Consider the following 17,506-nt stretch of genomic DNA (forward strand, 5'->3'; position numbering starts at 1 on the left):
TTATTCTCCCATTCTTGTTAATTTCTTAATATTTTTATATACAATAAACGTATTCCCATAATGGGTTTAAAGAATAGCTAAACTTTTACATTTAACTATACCACCGATACAAAACCCACTATGACAACTTATAAAGTAATATCAAAATATTTTGTAAAGTAATATCAAAACATTGAGATACATATATATTCTATATTATTAAAGTATTGTTTTTTCGTCTATTTAAAGTATAATTCTTTAATTTCTTCTACAGGCATTTCCAATCCAGTGTATAGATTAAAAGCCTCAGCTCCTTGATATAATAACATTCCTAATCCACCAATAGCTTTACAACCATTAGCTTCAGCATCCTCAATCATTTTTGTTTTATTTGGATTATAAACAACATCTGTTACAACTAACTCTTTTCTTAATACACTAACATCTTTTATATTAGTTTCATTATCATGAGGTTTCATCCCAATAAGCGTTGCATTTGTCAAAATATCACTTGATGATACTTCTTCATAAAGTTTTTCTGTATCTGCTAAATCATATAAATTAACAATACATTCTGGTACTTCTTTCTTTATATTTTCAATTGTTTGTTCCGCTCTTTTATAAAAATCATCCTTAGCATTGAAAATAGATATTTCTCTTGCTCCATCTAATGCACATTGTACTTGTATAGCAGTTGCCGCACCACCAGCACCCATAATCGTAAGTTTTTTACCCTTTACTTCAACTCCATTTTCTTTTAAATTACGAACATAACCAACACCATCTGTTATATGTCCAATTAACTTTCCATTTTCATTTACAATTGTATTACATGCTCCAATTATACGAGCAGCTGGAGAAAGTTCATCCATATATTCTGTAACAGCAGTTTTACATGGCATTGTTACATTTGCTCCTTTTATGTTGAACGTTTTTATAGCTGAAAGTGCATCTTTTACCTTGTCCACAGTAATATCAAAAGCTAAGTATCTATAATCTAAATCTAATTTTTCAAAACTATAATTATACATTAGTGGTGATTTAGAATGCCCCACTGGTGTACCTATTAATGCGAATAACCCTGTTCTTCCTGAAATTTCCATAATTTTATATCCTCCCAATATCATCAATTTCTTTGCAAATAATCTATTTAATTATTTGCAAAGAAACATCTATTTAATTTCAACTATATATTTAATGCTACTTCAAAAGCTTCTTTTGTTGCATCCAATGCTCTACGAGCCTTTACTGCATCCCCAACAACATAAGTTTCATTCACAAATTTCTTTACTTCTTCGCTTAATGGGTCATAATTACGAGAACCCATAGCAAGTACTACTGAATCGAAGCCTTTTAAATTATCTTCTGTTCCATCTGCAAGTGAATAGTCAACTCCATCGTTATAGAATTTAGCAACTTTAGCACCAGTAACAGTATGTATATTGTAACTTTCAAAATCATCCATAAGGAATTTACGATGTTCAGAAATTACATCTGCACCAACTTGTTCTCTTAATTCAATAACAGTAACATCATGTTCTTGTTCACCAAGGAAGGCTGCCACTTCACAACCAACCATTCCACCACCAACAACAAGAACTTTCTTTCCACAAGATTCTTTTCCATCAAGAAGATCCACTGCATGTATTAATCCTGATTCATTAATTCCTGGTATAGGAAGTACAAGTGGAGTTGCACCAGTAGCTACAATAACTGCATCAGGTGATTTTTCTTTTATAAACTCTACTGTAACTTCTGTATTAGTGTATATTTTTACACCATATTGATTGCACTTTGAAATATAACTACGAACTAAATTAGTAATATCTCCTTTACCTGGAGGATATGCAGCTAAACGCATTTGACCACCAAGCATTTCAGATTTTTCAACTAGAGTTACCTTATGCCCTCTCTCAGCACATACCCATGCTGCAAGCATACCTCCAACACCACCACCAACAACAAGAACTTCTTTTGTAGTTTCAGCTGGTTTAAGTTCAGATTCATGACCTAATATCGGATTTGCAAGACAAGCTATAGGCTTACCTTGGAACATGTTTGGCACACAACCTTGTAGACACGCAATACATGGTATCATTTCATCTAACTTCCCATTTTTAGCTTTGTTAGGCATACTTGGGTCAGCTAAACTTTGTCTACCAAATGCTACTAAATCACATCTACCTTGACGAACCATTAATTCAGCAAATTGTGGCTCTGTATAGCGACCAACAGTTATTACTGGTATACTAACAGATTTCTTTATTTCTGTAACTAAATCTGCACTAAATCCAGCATGAAGAACTGTAGGAGCCCACATATATTCATCATGTATATGTATACTACGTGAAACATGAAGTCCATCTACTCCACAATCTTCTAAATAAGCTGCGATTACTGAACTATCATGTACATCAATTCCACCTAAAATATCATCTGTACTATTTATACGACATAGTATTGCTATAGAATTACCTACCTTTTTACGTATATTTTCAATTATAAGGCGAGGTAATCTCATTCTATTTTCAAAACATCCACCAAATTCATCTACACGTTTATTTGTCCTTGGTGATATAAAGCTACTAACTAAATATCCATGAGCACAGTGAACTTCAACAGCATCTACACCAGCTTTTTTTGCACGTAACGCAGCATCTCCATAAGATTCTATAAGTTCATATATTTCTTCAGTTGTTATTACTAATGGTGTATTACGTCCATTTGACGCAGGTATTGCAGAAGCAGCTTTTAAAGGATACCCTGCAATTTTTTCATTTCCCTCAGAACCAGCATGTTGTAATTGTATAGATACTTTTGAACCTGCATTATGACAGGCATCTATTACATTTTTAAAACTATCTATTGTGCTATCATCATACAAACAAGGTTTACGAGGTCCTCCTTTAGCTTTCTTATCCACAACACTAGATTCTATAGTTATTAATCCAAAACCACCTAAGGCACGTTCAAGATAATAAGCCTTAGAAGTTTCACTTAAAGTACCATCTGTGTTTGCGAAATTATTTCCCATAGGAGGAACTACAAAACGGTTTGGAACTGTCATTGAACCAATTTTTATAGGTGTAAACATAGAACTAATCTTCATAAGGTTTTCCTTCCTTTCAAGTTTTATATTTTTTTCTTATATTTTTATGCTTTATATACTTTAATATCGAATAAGTCTATTTTTATTTTGGAGATACTTCTGGCCATGCTTTATCTAATACTTTTTTAGTTGCCTTAAATACAGTCTCAGCTGTAGTTGATAATCCTTTAGCTACTAAAGAATCAGATATTACTTCAACACCTATAACTTCTGGTGATATATTATGTTCTTTGATTATTTTTACAAATTCTTCTGTATTTCCATATCCTTCACCTGGAGCTACACGGTCATGTAGTGATTCATCTCTAAGTTTTTCATAAGGTGTCTCTAAAACATCACAAACTTGAATTGATACTATCTTTTCTGCTGGAACAGGTGCAAGGTCATCTACTGTTTGTTTTGCTCTAGCCCAGTGCCATGTATCTAATATAAGCATTGCATTTTCACGGTTACATCCTTTTACAACACGCCAAGCAGTAGCTAAATCTGGCACACCGCTGTATGGCATAAACTCAAGTCCTATAATAAGTTCTCCTGCTCTATCACATAATTCTCCTAATGCAGTTATAATTTGTTCTTCTGGTACCATTTCTAATAGACCACAGTTTATATGTTTAACATTAAATAAACGAGCCATATGATAAACATTTTGTTCTTTTTCTTGTTGAGCTTCTGTTCTATCCTCTTTAGTCCCCCATTGAGTTATATATTCTACTTCTGTAACTTTCATATTATATTCATCAAGAATTGAAAGCATTTCTTCGTCTGTAACTCCAGCGTTTTTTGCATCCACATAATTTTCAGCACGTAATCCAATGCCATCAAATCCAGCTTCTTTTGCAATACGCACTCTATCACGGAATGAAACTTCTGTGCCTAATGTATAAGAACTAATAGTAATTGGAATGTTAATATTTTTTTGATTATTCATAATTTAAATATGCCCCCTTTAATTTCTTTATAATTAATCTTTTTTTTGATTTTATTTTTTTATTTATTCTACTAGTAGCATTATTTTACTTTAAAAATAAAAATATTTTTTTGATTTATCTTTATCTAGATTTTATAAATTCATTGTATCATGAGACTTTATTAATAACAAATTGATAATTTCCTATCAATTCATAGATTTTGTTTATAGATTTTATTGATAATATAATTTATTAATATATACCTTAACTCTATCTATCTAAAATTTAAGACAAAAAACGATAAATTTCTTTAAAAGCTTTTATTATTACGCTGTAATCATATATAATAAAAATGTGAAAAACTTCTTTAAGGTCAACTTCTTTAAATACATACAAATAAAAAATACGATACTCATGAAAGGATGAACAAAAATTGAACTTATATCACTTACGCTATTTTGTTACATTGGCACATTTAGAGCACTATACAAAAGCAGCAGAAAATTTATCTATAACACAACCAAGTTTGAGTCATGCTATTTCTTTGTTAGAAAGTGAACTTGGAGTGTCTCTATTTGAAAAGGAAGGTAGAAATATAGTTTTAACTAAATATGGTAAAATATTTTTAAGAGACGTGGAAAAATCATTAGAAATCTTAGACTCAAGTGTAAAGTCACTAAAGATAACGGGTACTGGTGAAGGTCAAATTGACTTAGCTTTCCTTAGAACACTTGGTACAGACTTTATACCTGATATGGTTCATAGATTCTTAAAATCTAATCCTGATAAATCAATTGACTTTAAATTTCATACAGGTGTAACTACTGATATTATCCAAGGTCTTAAGGAAAGAAAATACGATATTGCTTTTTGCTCAAAACTTGAAAAAGAGAAGGGAATTGAATTTATACCTGTATCCAAACAAGATTTAGTATTAATTGTACCATATAGCCACCCACTGGCTACAAAAGATACTATAGATTTAAAAGAGACAATACCTTATCCTCAAATAGTATTTAATCAAAGAAGTGGACTTAGATATATAATTGATGATATGTTTAAAAAAATAAATCAACAACCTAACATAGTTCATGAGGTAGAAGAAGACCAGGTAGTTGCTGGATTAGTTGCAAAAAATTTCGGTATAGCTGTAGTACCAAATATGCCTATGCTTAAGTTTACAAAAGTAAAAGTAATTCAAATCGTTTACCCAAGTTGGGAAAGAAATTTTTACTTAGCAGTTATAAAGGATAGATATTTGCCTCCTGCAATTAAAAATTTCAAAAACTTTGTCATTAAAAATGCTCAATTATAAGTATTAATAAAAGAGGTTATTTTTAAATAGTCTCTTTTTTAGGGTTTCTTCCAAAATAAAAAAATCTATACTTCTAAAAGTATAGATTCTTAACTGACAGTCGGCATCCGAGTCTCAGTAATAAGCGTTATATAACAGCAACTGTATTTCAATTCCTGAATAACTAAGTTATTTATATTATATCAATTTTCTAAAAATTTGTCAATCTATCTATCTCATTTTTTCAAGCCATGGTCCAACAGGCTCTACAATCGGAACTTCTTTAAAACCCCAATTTCTTATGTCATTTAAACTAGTTGGAGTGTATATTTTACTTCTTACAGATTTAAATATTTTATTTTTTTCTCCATATTGCACACATTTTGGATTTGCTTCGATTAATCCTCTTCTAGCTCTACTAAGAGGATTACATAGAATATCAGCTATTTCTAAACCTTCTTTGTAATCTACATCTTCCTTTTTGGCAATTATAAAACCTTTTACCTTGTCTCTTAACTCTTCATCTATATCTAAATATATTGTCCCATTATTAAAAACATCAAAAAATGCCTTTTGTACTTTTAAATTTGAAACATCATCTCTTGATTCAATAACGATTCTTGCAGACTCTACATTTTCATTATTTACAAATGAATAGAAATTTTGAAGCACATGTATAAAAGCTACAACATAAGGTTCCTTTGAAGGTGCATAGTATTTTTTTAATCTAGCCTTATCTACTGTTACTGATATTATGGTGCACTCTAGTTTAGATAGAAATAAAGGTAATTCATCATAAAATAACTTAATTTGTGAATCATCAAACCTTTCAAATGCTCTTGACTTTCTGGATATATCAGTCAAGTGTATTCCTATATTACTAGTTCCAAAGCAATAATCTTTAAAGGCATCCATCTCTTTCCTTAAACAACAGACATAATCACCTTGACTCACTGCATATTTATATTCAAAAATTACTCCTGTTAATGTAAATGGGTCCTCATGATTTATATCAGCTCTCCCACTTTCATCAATAAACATTATATACTTCTTCTTTATAATTTCACTCACCCTCTTAACATATGATGATATCACCTATATTTATTTTATATGAGTTTTGAAAATATTCCAAGATTTTTAGATAACTTAAACTTAATTTTGTAATAAAAAAATTGAGATATAAACAATCAAAGCTTTAGGCTGTTGAATTTTACATCTCAATTTCATTTTATACATTATTTATATAGTTTTATTATTTTCTAAGAATATCTATTAATTTATCCATACCTATATAAGATACTCCTCCTCCAATTTGATAAGGAGTTTCAACTTTTTTATTTGCAAATACTCTATTTTGTTCTGCTGATAATCCTGAATTATCCATTAAAACTATTGGTGAGTGTAATTTTGCAGCTAATGGTCCAGCTGATAAAGCATCTACTAAAGCATCTGATTTGCTAACTAACACAGATTGTAAATCAGTATCGCCATAGAATTTTTCTATAACTTTAGCATTAGTATCTAATCTGTCATTTCCATATATTCTATTTCCTGAAACATCTTCAGTAGTTATTTCATTCATCTTAGCTATTGTTGAATCATTAATTGCATTTGGTCCACCTATAAAATATGCATTTTCTAATTTTCTTTCTGTTAGCCAAATATAAGATTCTTCTGTAATTCCATCTTTCTTAACTAGTATTATAGGTTGTTTTTCTTCTCCAGCTTTAGAAGCTACAGATAGAGCATCTGCCTCTCCATTTCCAGAAACCATATAAGCTGTCTTTATTTCTTCTCTGTTTCCAAGTTCATTAGCTATTCTTACAGCAGTTTGATATCTATCTTGACCTGATATTCTCTTTGTCTCTGCATTAAAAGTACTCTTTATTTCTTGCTCTAATTTAGAACTTATTGCATTTTCTCCACCTATTAAAATTACTGTTTTAGGTGCTAATGAATTCATTTCTGCAACAGTTTCAGTTGGTAATTTATCTGTATTAGTAAGTAATATTGTTGCATTGTAACTACTTGCCAAAGGCGTTGCTGTTATTCCATCTGCTATTGCATTTCCATTTACTAATACAACAGTATCTGAACTGTCAGCACCCCAATTTCCAACTTCACTTATTTTTTTAGCTGTATCAAATCTATTTGCTCCTACAACTGTGTTCCATGTAGGGTTTATTGTTCCATCTTCATTGAAAGTATAATCTTTTCCATCTATTTTTTGAGTTCCTGTTAGCATTTTACCTTCTTTGTCTAAATAGTAAGATTTACCTTCTAATTGCTGCCATCCTGTTTGCATTACTCCTGTTTTATCAAAGTAATACTTATTACCATCTATTTCTTGCCATCCTACTACTGATAAACCATCATTTCCTAGATAGTATTTCTTGTCATCTTTTTCTTGCCATCCTGTTTGCATTACTCCATCTGAATTAAAGTAATAAGTTTTTCCATCAATTACCTTCCATCCAGATACTCTTACTCCATCAGTTCCTAAGTAATATTTTTTGTTATTAATTGTCTTCCATCCTGTTTGCATTACTCCTGAAGCATCAAAATAATACATTTTTCCATTTACTTTTAACCAACTATTTTTTTGGTATGTTCCATCAGATTTTACATAATACTTCTTACCATTTTCTGTTTTCCATCCTGTTTGGTTTAAATTTATCTTATATTTTGCTGCTATTTTAGTATAACTGTCATTACTATAATCTATAATTACATCTGAACCTACTGGAACTTGGTCAAATAACCATCTAACCTCTTTATTGTGCATTCTTATACATCCACCAGAAATGTGTTTTCCTATAGAACTTTCATTATTATTTCCATGTATCCCATATGTATCTCCATAAGTTCCTTTTAGTGCTAATCCCATCCATCTATCTCCTAATGGATTTTTTGGGCTTCCTCCAGGTATATTTCCTTTATAATATGGTCTATTTTTTATCTTGTTAACTACCTTTGTTTTCCCTGTTGGTGTCTCTGAACCTTTTTTCCCTGTTGCAACTTTAAATTCTTTTACAAGCTTGCTATTTACAAAATATCCCAGAGTATTTTTTCTTGAGTTTACTATAATTACATGTTTACTGGCTGCACTTGATTCTGGTACACCACATGCAAATACTAAAACTAAAGTCATTGCTAGTACTAAATACTTTTTTAGACTTTTTTTCACTATAACTTCCCCCTCTTTTAGAAACATAACTACACGCCTCTAATTATAACATAAAATTACCAATATCTTGCATTTACAAATTTGTTACATTTACCCCTTTAATATACATTTTATGCTTCGTATCCATTTGGATTCATACTTTGCCATCTCCAAGAATCTTGGCACATTTCTTCAAGTTCATATTTAGCTTTCCATCCAAGTTCTTTCTCTGCTTTTGATGAATCTGCATAACACATTGCTACATCTCCAGCTCTTCTTCCAACAATTTTGTATGGTATCTCTTTTCCACTGGCTTTAGAAAATGCTTTAACTAAATCAAGAACACTATATCCTTTACCAGTTCCTAAATTGTAAACAACAAGTCCTGGATTTTCTTCTAATTTTTGTAATGCCTTTACATGACCAGCAGCTAAATCTAATACATGTATATAATCTCTAACTCCAGTCCCATCATGAGTTGGATAATCATTTCCATATACACTTAGTTCTTTTAATTTACCCACTGCTATTTTTGTTATATAAGGCATTAAGTTACTTGGAGTTCCATTTGGTTCTTCACCAATTCTTCCACTCTTATGAGCACCTACTGGATTAAAATATCTTAAAAGTGCTATATCTAATGACTCATCTGCTTTTGATATATCCACTAACATCTGCTCTATCATAAGCTTAGTTCTTCCATATGGATTAGTTACGGAAAGCGGGAAATCTTCTAATATTGGACAAGTATGTGGATCTCCATATACAGTAGCTGATGAACTAAATACAAATTTTTTAACACCATATTCTCTCATTAATTCAAATAAATTTAATGTACTTATTAGATTATTACTATAATATTCAATTGGCTTTTCCACTGATTCTCCAACTGCTTTTAAAGCTGCAAAATGTATAATAGATTCAATATTATTCTCTTTAAATACAGTGTGCATTTCATTTTTATTGGTTATATCAATATTATAAAATTTTACTTGTTTTCCAGATAATTCTCTAATTCTATCAACTACTATTGAGTTACTATTACTTAAATTGTCAACTATAACAACTTCATAACCTGATTCTAAAAGTTCTATTGCTGTATGGCTTCCTATATATCCTGCTCCTCCAGCTACTAAAACCGCCATAGTAATTACCTCTTTTCTAAATTTATTTTTCGCTTACTTTTTTTCTCATATAATCCATTAAATCATCTTTTAGATTTTCTCTTTGTAGAGCAAAATCTATTGTCGCCTCTAAAAAACCAATCTTATCTCCCACATCATATCTTCTTCCTTCAAAATTATACGCATAAATAGCTTCTTGTTTTCCAAGAGTTTGAAGTGCATCTGTTAACTGTATTTCTCCACCTTTTCCAGGTGTTTGTTTCTCTAATATATCAAATATTGCAGGAGTTATTATATATCTTCCAAGTATGGCTATATCTGATGGTGCTTCTTCAATTGCAGGCTTTTCAACCATATCTTTAACTTTATAAACTCTATCCTCTATATGTTTTATATCCAATATTCCATATTTGTTTGTATCTTCTTTAGCTATCTTTTGAACACCTAGTACAGTTGTTTTATATTCATTATAAGTATCTATTAATTGCTTTAGACAAGGCACATCTGAGTCTACTATATCATCACCTAATAGTACAGCAAAAGGTTCATCTCCTATAAAACTTTTTGCACAGTAAATTGCATGTCCAAGACCTTTTGGCTCCTTTTGTCTTATATAGTGAATATTTACCATATTTGATATATCTCTTACCATTTCTAGCATTTCTGTCTTACCTTTTTGTTCTAATTCTAACTCTAATTCAACTGATTTATCGAAATGGTCTTCTATAGATTTTTTATTTCTACCTGTTATTATAAGAATTTCTTCAATTCCTGAGTCTATAGCTTCTTCTATTATATACTGTAAAGTTGGCTTATCTACTATAGGAAGCATTTCTTTGGGCTGTGATTTTGTTGCTGGTAAAAATCTAGTTCCTAGCCCTGCTGCTGGTATTATCGCTTTTTTTACTGTCATCTGCATTTTTTCACCCTTCTTCGTAAATTTTCTCTTGTACCAAATTAATATACCATATTTATACTTTTTCTTCAAACTCTATATTATCCCAATTCTTAACATTACAAGAACATAAAGGTAGATGAAATTTCATCTACCTTTAGTTTTTATAAGTTAATATATTATATTTTATATATTCTACCTAAAACTCACATAGATACTAAATTTCATCTAAAATACCCTTTATATCACTATCTATATCATCATCCAAATATGAATCTAAATCTTCTAAATCCACGTCTAATTCTTGATATGTCATGTCAACACTTACATCTTCATCTATATCCATTTCTGATATTAATTCTCCTAAGATGCTATTTCCATCAGTATCTAAATCTCCATCTATATCTTCACTTATATAGTTTTCATTTAAGACTTCATCTAAATCAATCTCATAATAAACTTCATTATTTTTTTCATCACTTGAATTCAAACCTAAAAACTCATAATTAAAATTCCATACATTGTATTTACTTGACATACTTCATACCTCCTGTGAAAAACATATTTTCATCTATCTTATTGGCTCCATAATCAACAGAATTATATATTTTTTCAATTATGTCTTTTCTTCTTTCATTTGTATTATTATTTAATGTCAATTGTCTAAATACATATGTATTTGTTATTCTCTCGAATAATACTTCTTTTACACTATCATCATTAATATTTTTATAATTTTTCCATAAAACTTCAAATAACTTAAACATCTCTCTACTAGTTTCATCCACATAGTAAGGATACATATTTTCTACTAAATGATTTAATCTTGATATAGCTTGTTTTAAAAATACATCCAAGTTTGCACTTTCACTTTCCTTTAACATCCTATAATTGTATCGCTTCTTATCTTCACCTGATATTACAAATATAATATTATCTAAACTTTTTTCAACTCCATCTAAATAACTACTTATATTGTATGATAAATCAAAGAATAAATTTTTAATCTGTCTAAATACTTGTACATCAAGTTTTGCATTATACTTTTCAAATAACTCTATATCTTGATTTTCTAATATTCTTGGAGTATAAGCTGATATCAAGTCTAAATTATTTCTCTGTTCTTGTATCTGATTATAAAGTGCATTTATGACTTCTATTCTTATTTCATCATTCAGTTCTCTTTCTAATACTTTATCAAATTCAGATTTCATGTAATAAATATTTCCAAAGAAATTAAATATTATCATATCATTCATAGCTTTAGACCAATTTTTATATAAAATCTCAACAGAAACGTCTTTAAGTAGTGGTTTTTTTGCATATATAAAGACATCTTGCATAAGTTTTTGAACCATACTTCTACTTAAATTTAAAATTATTTTTTGATTATTAAATTTTATTTCTGTTTCTACAAAATCAGAATTTTTACTTTCAATATCTCTATTAATTACAATATCTTTAACATCACTATTTTTTATAGATATAATTTCTTTTTGGAAAGACTTCATTATTGTTAAACTATTAAAATCTTCTTGGATAAAAAATGGGGCATGTTTTAATGTATATCCTACTATTTCATTTTCTATATCTTTTAAATCCTCTATTTGCATAGCTTCTTTATTTTTATCATTTATGTGCAAGTTAAATACATTTTTATTATCATATAATATAATGTCTTCTCCTAAAATTAACTTTGAACAATTATCTTTTGTTGATTTAACAATAGTTTTTTTAGACTTCTTATTTATAAAAATAAGTTGATCCTGATATTTTACTAAAAGCATATTAGTATTTTTATAATCAAATCCATCTATATTTCCTGATATTTTACAGAATACTATCTCACAATCTTTAGGAAGATTTCCTATTTTCTTATTATCTTTAACTCTCTCACTTAAATCGGCTGGAACTATATTTTCTACATTATTATTAAATATAGAAATAGACCTTACTATAAGACCTTCTCTTTCCATATGAAAATAACCCTTTAGAGAAACTCTCTTATCTTCTAAAATATATCTTTCTATATCATCAAAGTTTATTTCAAATCTATTTTTTCCACTGATAAATATAAACTTTTCATTATCTTTATTAATTCCACCCATATAAAATTTATTATCATCTAAACTCAAGATAGTCATGTTGTCTTTTAAATAAAATATAAATTCTCTTTGGTTCTTACAGATTAAATCATATTCATCTAAAGTTATTTTCATAGTTAAACTTGCTGTAACATTCTTACTTGAATTCTCACTTTTTATATAAAAAGGCAAGTTATCTCCATAAATGATTATTTGAGAACCTTCTAAAACTGCTTCTAACTTTTTTTTATTATCTGAAAAACTATATATATATTTTACCCCTGATTCATCATTAACTTCATCTGCTTTGCTGATTATAATATTACCTAAATTTGTTATATGAAGTTTCTTAGATTCTTTTGAATATCTACTGATACCACTAAGCTCAAATCCATCTGAAAGCTCATATATAATTTTTTCTCCTAATTTCAACATACCTTCACCGCCTAAACAAAATTATAATTATTTTCTAAAGGTGAATAAAATGTCTCAAAATAAATAATATCTTTTAATACTTTTTATTTTGAGACATAATTCGTCCTTATTTAATAAATATCCTAAGCACCTTCAACTATTTCTTCATAAAGTTTATCTAAATGTTTAACATATTCACGATATCCAGATTTATTTTTTAACTCACTTCTTAAATCTTCATATTTTTGTCTAAGTTCTTCAGCACTTAATGAAGGAGCTGATTCTTTCAAATCTTCTAATTTGTAATCATAGTACTTATCATACATCGCTATATATGTATCAATAGATTTCTTAGCTAATTCATTACATTTTTCTTGTGCTTCTCCATACTCAGAATAATCACCTATCTTCACTTTATAATATCCATTCTCTTGAACTATTGTTGAAGAAATACCTTTAGCTTCATATTCTTTTGCTGTTTCTTTTGCTGTTGCTTCAACTTTAAGTGAACCTGCATAGACAGTATAATATACACCTTTACCGTCTTTATATGCTTCCATCTCTTTTGCTTTCTTTTCAGCTTTTTCTTTTTCCTCTGCTTTTGCCTTTTCTTCTGCTTCTTTCTTTTCTTTTTCAGCTTTTGCTTTCTTTTCTTCTTCTGTTTGTTTATTGTTGGCTTGTTGCTGAGTTGGTGCTTTTGGAGGTGTCGTGTCTTTATCATTTTTCTTGTTATTGCCTACTGTTATAAAGTATCCTACACCAACAATTGCCACTATAACTATAGCTATAATAGTCTCTTTTAATCTGCTTTTTTTAGAACCAACCTCTTCATCATCTATAGAATCTTCTTCATTTGATTCATAATTTTTTATTTCTGTTTTCTTTTCCTTAGAATTAAACTTAGAAGAATGTTTAGACTTTTTGCTATTTTTTTCTTTCTTGTTAATAGGTATTACTACTGATTTTTCACTTTCTACCTTTTTTTCTTCTGCTTCTTTTGGCATTTCATCACCTAATCCCTTACTTTCTTTTTCAGATTTAGGCTCATTACTTGCTGATAGTTTTTTATCTAACTCATCATTATTTATTGGTTTTTCTATTTTTATGTTGCGTTCTTCTTCTAAACTTTGGTTTATTTCTTCTAAGTTTTCTATATTTTCCTTAATAGATTCATCAGCTTCACCTGGAACTGTATCAGAAGTATTATCTAATCCAATCTCTTCCTTTTCAGTTTCTTCTAGCACATCCTCTTTTTTGCTTTCCTTTTTCATAAATCCAAATAATTTATCTTTTTTTCTACTCTTCTTATTTTCTGGTTCAATTATTTCTTCTTTATTTATATCATGATCTTTTTCAATATCTTCTTTATTTTCTATAGCATTCTCTACATTTTCATTCTTATTAATTACTTCTTCTTTAGTATCTTCCTCTATAGAAATGCTACTTCTAAAACAAACATCTTTATCTGCATTTTTTATCATATAAATATATTCTTCAATATCAATGTCTTTATTTTTTCTAGTTCTCTTTGATACAATATCGTGATTTTCTAATTCAGAAGATTTATCTTTTAGAACAATGTGTGCTTCTTCCCAAACATTTTCACTAATTTCTGTTTTATTTTTAATTACATAATCTATGAATTCCTTAAAATTTTCAGCACCAAATTCTCCAATTATAGTTAATCTCATCGCACCTTCTATAAGGTCTCTATTTCTTCTCTTCAAAAATTCTAATGCAACTGTTGCACAAACAAAGTCTTTAATAACTTCTCCACCAAAGCCATAGCCTTCAACATAAGGAAGTTCTTCTAACCCACATAATTTTTTATATTCATTATATACAGTTTGAGATATACTTTCATCATTTAAACTATTTAGTTTATCCATAAACTTTGCTTCTACATCATTTATCTGCGGTTCTTTTCCTAATTCTGACTTTTTAACTGAATTTAATAAAACATCATTTTCTGAATTATCTTTACCTAATTGTAAATCTTCAATTTCTGTTGCTTTTATATCTTCACTGCTTTGTTCAGAATTCTCTTCTATATTTTTAGGTACTACCTCTTTGCTACTAGCTAATATCTTATTTACACAGAATATTATTTCTCTTTTTAGTTCTCTTTTAGCATCAGCTTGATTCTTAAGAAATAAACTTGCACAATCTTTCTTTTCTAAACTTATCTTTCTAAGTGTTATATTAAGAAGGTCTTTATATAGATTTAGAACCTTATAATCCTTTTCTAAACGTCTTCGTCTCTCTAATAGGTCTATTTTATCATAAGCTAAAAAACTACTTAAATCGTTGGCTTTTAGACAGTCTAAACCATCCTTCATTGCCTTATTTACATACTTTCTACATTTAGCTGTAGTTAATTCTAATTCTTTCTCTAATTCATCTATTTCAGGTATGTATTTATCTACTATCCATTTCCCGATAAGCGGTTCTGTATTTCTTGCTAATGTTTTATAAAACAATATATTAAATTTTAAAAGCTCAGCATATTTTGCTTCATTGAATTCTACTTTTTCAAATTTCTTTTCTAAAACACCTTCTAATTTTTCATTTATCTTAGACTCTTGTTTTAAAAAACTTGCTGTGACATTTAAAACAGTATTTCTTATTATATTATTTTCACTCAAAACCTTCACTCCTTAAATCAATTATTTTATTGTGATATTTACATTATGTAAAATTACTAATTTGATTATGATATTTTAATAATTAGTTACTAAATTTACTACATCTTATATCATATCATATTATTTACATCATTTTACTTTTTCTTTTTATATCCATCTTATATTATACCATTTTTAATATCTGTACTAACTTATATTACAATATTCCACAAAATTTTGAAAGTAAATTAGACAAATTTGCAAATAAAAAAACATCAGTTTAAACTGATGTTTCACCTATCGAAAAAATTAAGCAAGTCTATAAGCGGAGTTCTGTATTAGATAATCATCTTTCTAGGCTTATTGTCACCAATAAGCTCAAGCGACCTACCTACCGGAGAGTACGAGCAGCACTCTTTATTCCTATCTTGGTCTTGCTCCAGGTGGGGTTTACATAGCCAACTAGTCGCCTAGCTGCTGGTGAGCTCTTACCTCGCCTTTCCATCCTTACCACTTAAGTGGCGGTTTATTTCTGTTGCACTATCCTTAGGATTGCTCCCACTAGGTGTTACCTAGCACCCTGCTCTATGGAGCTCCGACTTTCCTCATGTAAAATTACATGCGATTATCTGGCTTACTTAATATTCATTTTACTTAGCTATATTATCATAAATACTTAAGTATGTCAAAGTAATATTATACTAAAAATTTAAATTTCTTCAAAAATAGTGTAATATAGGTATATAAACTATTATTTATGATTTGAGGTGGAATGTTGAAAAAATTATATAGAGTAATAATTAATATTATATTAATATTAGTAATAATCTATAGTGGATTTAATATATGCTTAAAGCTTAGCAAGTACAGCCATGATACTAAAGTATCTACTCAACTTCAGAAAAAAGAAAATAAAAAAGAAGACTTATTAAAAATAAACAAAGATTTTAAGTTTTGGCTTTCTGTTGATAATACAAATATAAATTATCCAGTTGTACAATCTAAAGATAATTCTTATTATCTTGACAAAGACTTTTATGGTAAAAAATCTATCTCAGGTACATTATTCATGGATTATAGAAATAAATCTCTGGATGACCAAAATGTTATAGTATATGGACATAATATGAAAAACAAAACAATGTTTAATAATCTAAATAAGTTTAAAGATAGTGATTTTTTTAAAGAAAACAATCAAATAAAAATTACTATGGATGGAAAAGAATTATTATATGAAGTATTTTCTGCCTATATTGTAGAATCTGATTATGATTATCTAAAAACAAGCTTTAATAGTGAAACAGACTATCAAAAATACATAGATGCTATTACTTCCAAATCATTACATAAATCAAATATGAAAGTAAGTAGTAAAGATAAGATAGTTACACTTTCTACATGCACTTATGAATTTGATGATGCTAGGATGGTAATCCATGGCAAGTTAGTTTCAAATTAAATATACATGTCTTTTTAACAATTCTTACACAAATAATCAAAATTTTGCGTTAAGGTATTCACATACAGATTAAAATAATTATTTTAATCTGTATAGCTATTTCTTACTTAAATTTATCAATTTCCTGTCTATTTCTATAAACTATATAAAATAATAAATATATTATATAATAAAAAAGACTATGTTAAAAACATAGTCTTTACTGGAGCTGGTGATAGGAATCGAACCTACAACCTGCTGATTACAAGTCAGCTGCTCTACCGTTGAGCCACACCAGCACACTTATTCTATTATGAGTTAAATTAACACTCTAAAAACTGCATATATATTTTAATTAATGAACATCAAATAAATATTGGTCAAGTCCTCGACCTATTAGTATCGATAAGCTAAATACATTGCTGCACTTACACCTTCGACCTATCAACCAGATAGTCTTTCTGGGGT

Annotated in this window: 12 protein-coding genes, 1 tRNA gene, 1 rRNA gene and 1 other RNA gene; 2 read left to right on the forward strand and 13 right to left on the reverse strand. The window is 28.8% G+C overall.

Features of this window, described 5'->3' with window-relative positions:
- Positions 1–218: 218 nt before the first annotated feature.
- From aroE to IC175_RS17750, 3 genes are all read right to left on the reverse strand, one after another.
- Positions 219–1,082 (reverse strand): shikimate dehydrogenase, encoded by an 864-nt coding sequence (aroE, locus tag IC175_RS17740; RefSeq protein ID WP_227432359.1) that lies wholly within the window; start codon positions 1,080–1,082, stop codon positions 219–221.
- A gap of 83 nt (positions 1,083–1,165) precedes the next feature.
- Positions 1,166–3,088, reverse strand: coding sequence for an FAD-dependent oxidoreductase (locus IC175_RS17745; protein WP_227851834.1), 1,923 nt, complete (start codon positions 3,086–3,088; stop codon positions 1,166–1,168).
- Positions 3,089–3,170: 82 nt separating this feature from the next.
- Complete coding sequence (locus tag IC175_RS17750) at positions 3,171–4,019, reverse strand: sugar phosphate isomerase/epimerase family protein (protein ID WP_227432357.1); 849 nt, start codon at positions 4,017–4,019, stop codon at positions 3,171–3,173.
- A 413-nt stretch (positions 4,020–4,432) separates the two neighbouring features.
- On the opposite strand from IC175_RS17750, the gene IC175_RS17755 reads away from it, so the two are divergent.
- Positions 4,433–5,314 carry a LysR family transcriptional regulator gene (locus tag IC175_RS17755; protein ID WP_227432356.1) on the forward strand — a complete coding sequence of 294 codons (882 nt, stop codon included), beginning with the start codon at positions 4,433–4,435 and terminating at the stop codon, positions 5,312–5,314.
- A 210-nt stretch (positions 5,315–5,524) separates the two neighbouring features.
- Here the strand turns inward: IC175_RS17755 and IC175_RS17760 are convergent, their stop codons facing one another.
- The 8 genes from IC175_RS17760 to rnpB all read right to left on the reverse strand — a co-directional run bounded on the left by IC175_RS17760 (position 5,525) and on the right by rnpB (position 16,241).
- Positions 5,525–6,334 (reverse strand): DUF3800 domain-containing protein, encoded by an 810-nt coding sequence (locus tag IC175_RS17760; RefSeq protein ID WP_255613040.1) that lies wholly within the window; start codon positions 6,332–6,334, stop codon positions 5,525–5,527.
- A 211-nt stretch (positions 6,335–6,545) separates the two neighbouring features.
- Entirely contained in the window at positions 6,546–8,480 is a 1,935-nt protein-coding gene (locus IC175_RS17765) for a cell wall-binding repeat-containing protein (RefSeq protein WP_227851835.1), read from the reverse strand.
- 110 nt (positions 8,481–8,590) lie between these two features.
- Complete coding sequence (galE, locus tag IC175_RS17770; protein WP_227835280.1) at positions 8,591–9,604, reverse strand: UDP-glucose 4-epimerase GalE; 1,014 nt, start codon at positions 9,602–9,604, stop codon at positions 8,591–8,593.
- 22 nt (positions 9,605–9,626) lie between these two features.
- On the reverse strand, positions 9,627–10,502 hold the full coding sequence (gene galU / locus IC175_RS17775) for a UTP--glucose-1-phosphate uridylyltransferase GalU (protein WP_285891637.1): 876 nt from the start codon (positions 10,500–10,502) through the stop codon (positions 9,627–9,629).
- Between the two features lie 193 nt (positions 10,503–10,695).
- Entirely contained in the window at positions 10,696–11,016 is a 321-nt protein-coding gene (locus IC175_RS17780) for a hypothetical protein (protein ID WP_227835279.1), read from the reverse strand.
- Positions 11,006–12,997 (reverse strand): hypothetical protein, encoded by a 1,992-nt coding sequence (locus IC175_RS17785; protein ID WP_227851836.1) that lies wholly within the window; start codon positions 12,995–12,997, stop codon positions 11,006–11,008. The genes IC175_RS17780 and IC175_RS17785 overlap by 11 nt, the downstream gene beginning before the upstream one ends.
- Before the next feature lie 122 nt (positions 12,998–13,119).
- A complete protein-coding gene (locus IC175_RS17790; RefSeq protein WP_227851837.1) occupies positions 13,120–15,630 on the reverse strand; it encodes an SPOR domain-containing protein in 2,511 nt (836 codons plus the stop codon).
- 276 nt (positions 15,631–15,906) lie between these two features.
- An RNA gene (rnpB, locus tag IC175_RS17795) (RNase P RNA component class A) lies at positions 15,907–16,241 on the reverse strand.
- A 131-nt stretch (positions 16,242–16,372) separates the two neighbouring features.
- Here rnpB and srtB point away from each other — a divergent pair.
- Entirely contained in the window at positions 16,373–17,059 is a 687-nt protein-coding gene (gene srtB / locus IC175_RS17800) for a class B sortase (RefSeq protein ID WP_285894967.1), read from the forward strand.
- A 203-nt stretch (positions 17,060–17,262) separates the two neighbouring features.
- On the opposite strand, the gene IC175_RS17805 is transcribed toward srtB, so the two are convergent.
- Both IC175_RS17805 and IC175_RS17810 read right to left on the reverse strand, forming a co-directional pair.
- Positions 17,263–17,337: transfer RNA gene (locus IC175_RS17805), tRNA-Thr, on the reverse strand.
- Between the two features lie 77 nt (positions 17,338–17,414).
- A 23S ribosomal RNA gene (locus tag IC175_RS17810) occupies positions 17,415–17,506 on the reverse strand; the annotation flags it as partial.

Origin of the sequence: Clostridioides sp. ES-S-0123-01, from assembly GCF_020658415.1 — a bacterium.
GTDB lineage: Bacteria > Bacillota > Clostridia > Peptostreptococcales > Peptostreptococcaceae > Clostridioides.

Bases quoted from the DNA above. Each gene is read 5' to 3' on its own strand.
- srtB (WP_285894967.1), top strand. From the start codon at position 16,373: ATGTTGAAAAAATTATATAGAGTAATAATTAATATTATATTAATATTA.
- IC175_RS17760 (WP_255613040.1), bottom strand. From the start codon at position 6,334: ATGTTTATTGATGAAAGTGGGAGAGCTGATATAAATCATGAGGACCCA.
- aroE (WP_227432359.1), bottom strand. From the start codon at position 1,082: ATGGAAATTTCAGGAAGAACAGGGTTATTCGCATTAATAGGTACACCA.
- IC175_RS17745 (WP_227851834.1), bottom strand. From the start codon at position 3,088: ATGAAGATTAGTTCTATGTTTACACCTATAAAAATTGGTTCAATGACA.
- IC175_RS17780 (WP_227835279.1), bottom strand. From the start codon at position 11,016: ATGTCAAGTAAATACAATGTATGGAATTTTAATTATGAGTTTTTAGGT.
- IC175_RS17750 (WP_227432357.1), bottom strand. From the start codon at position 4,019: ATGAATAATCAAAAAAATATTAACATTCCAATTACTATTAGTTCTTAT.
- IC175_RS17785 (WP_227851836.1), bottom strand. From the start codon at position 12,997: ATGTTGAAATTAGGAGAAAAAATTATATATGAGCTTTCAGATGGATTT.
- galU (WP_285891637.1), bottom strand. From the start codon at position 10,502: ATGCAGATGACAGTAAAAAAAGCGATAATACCAGCAGCAGGGCTAGGA.
- galE (WP_227835280.1), bottom strand. From the start codon at position 9,604: ATGGCGGTTTTAGTAGCTGGAGGAGCAGGATATATAGGAAGCCATACA.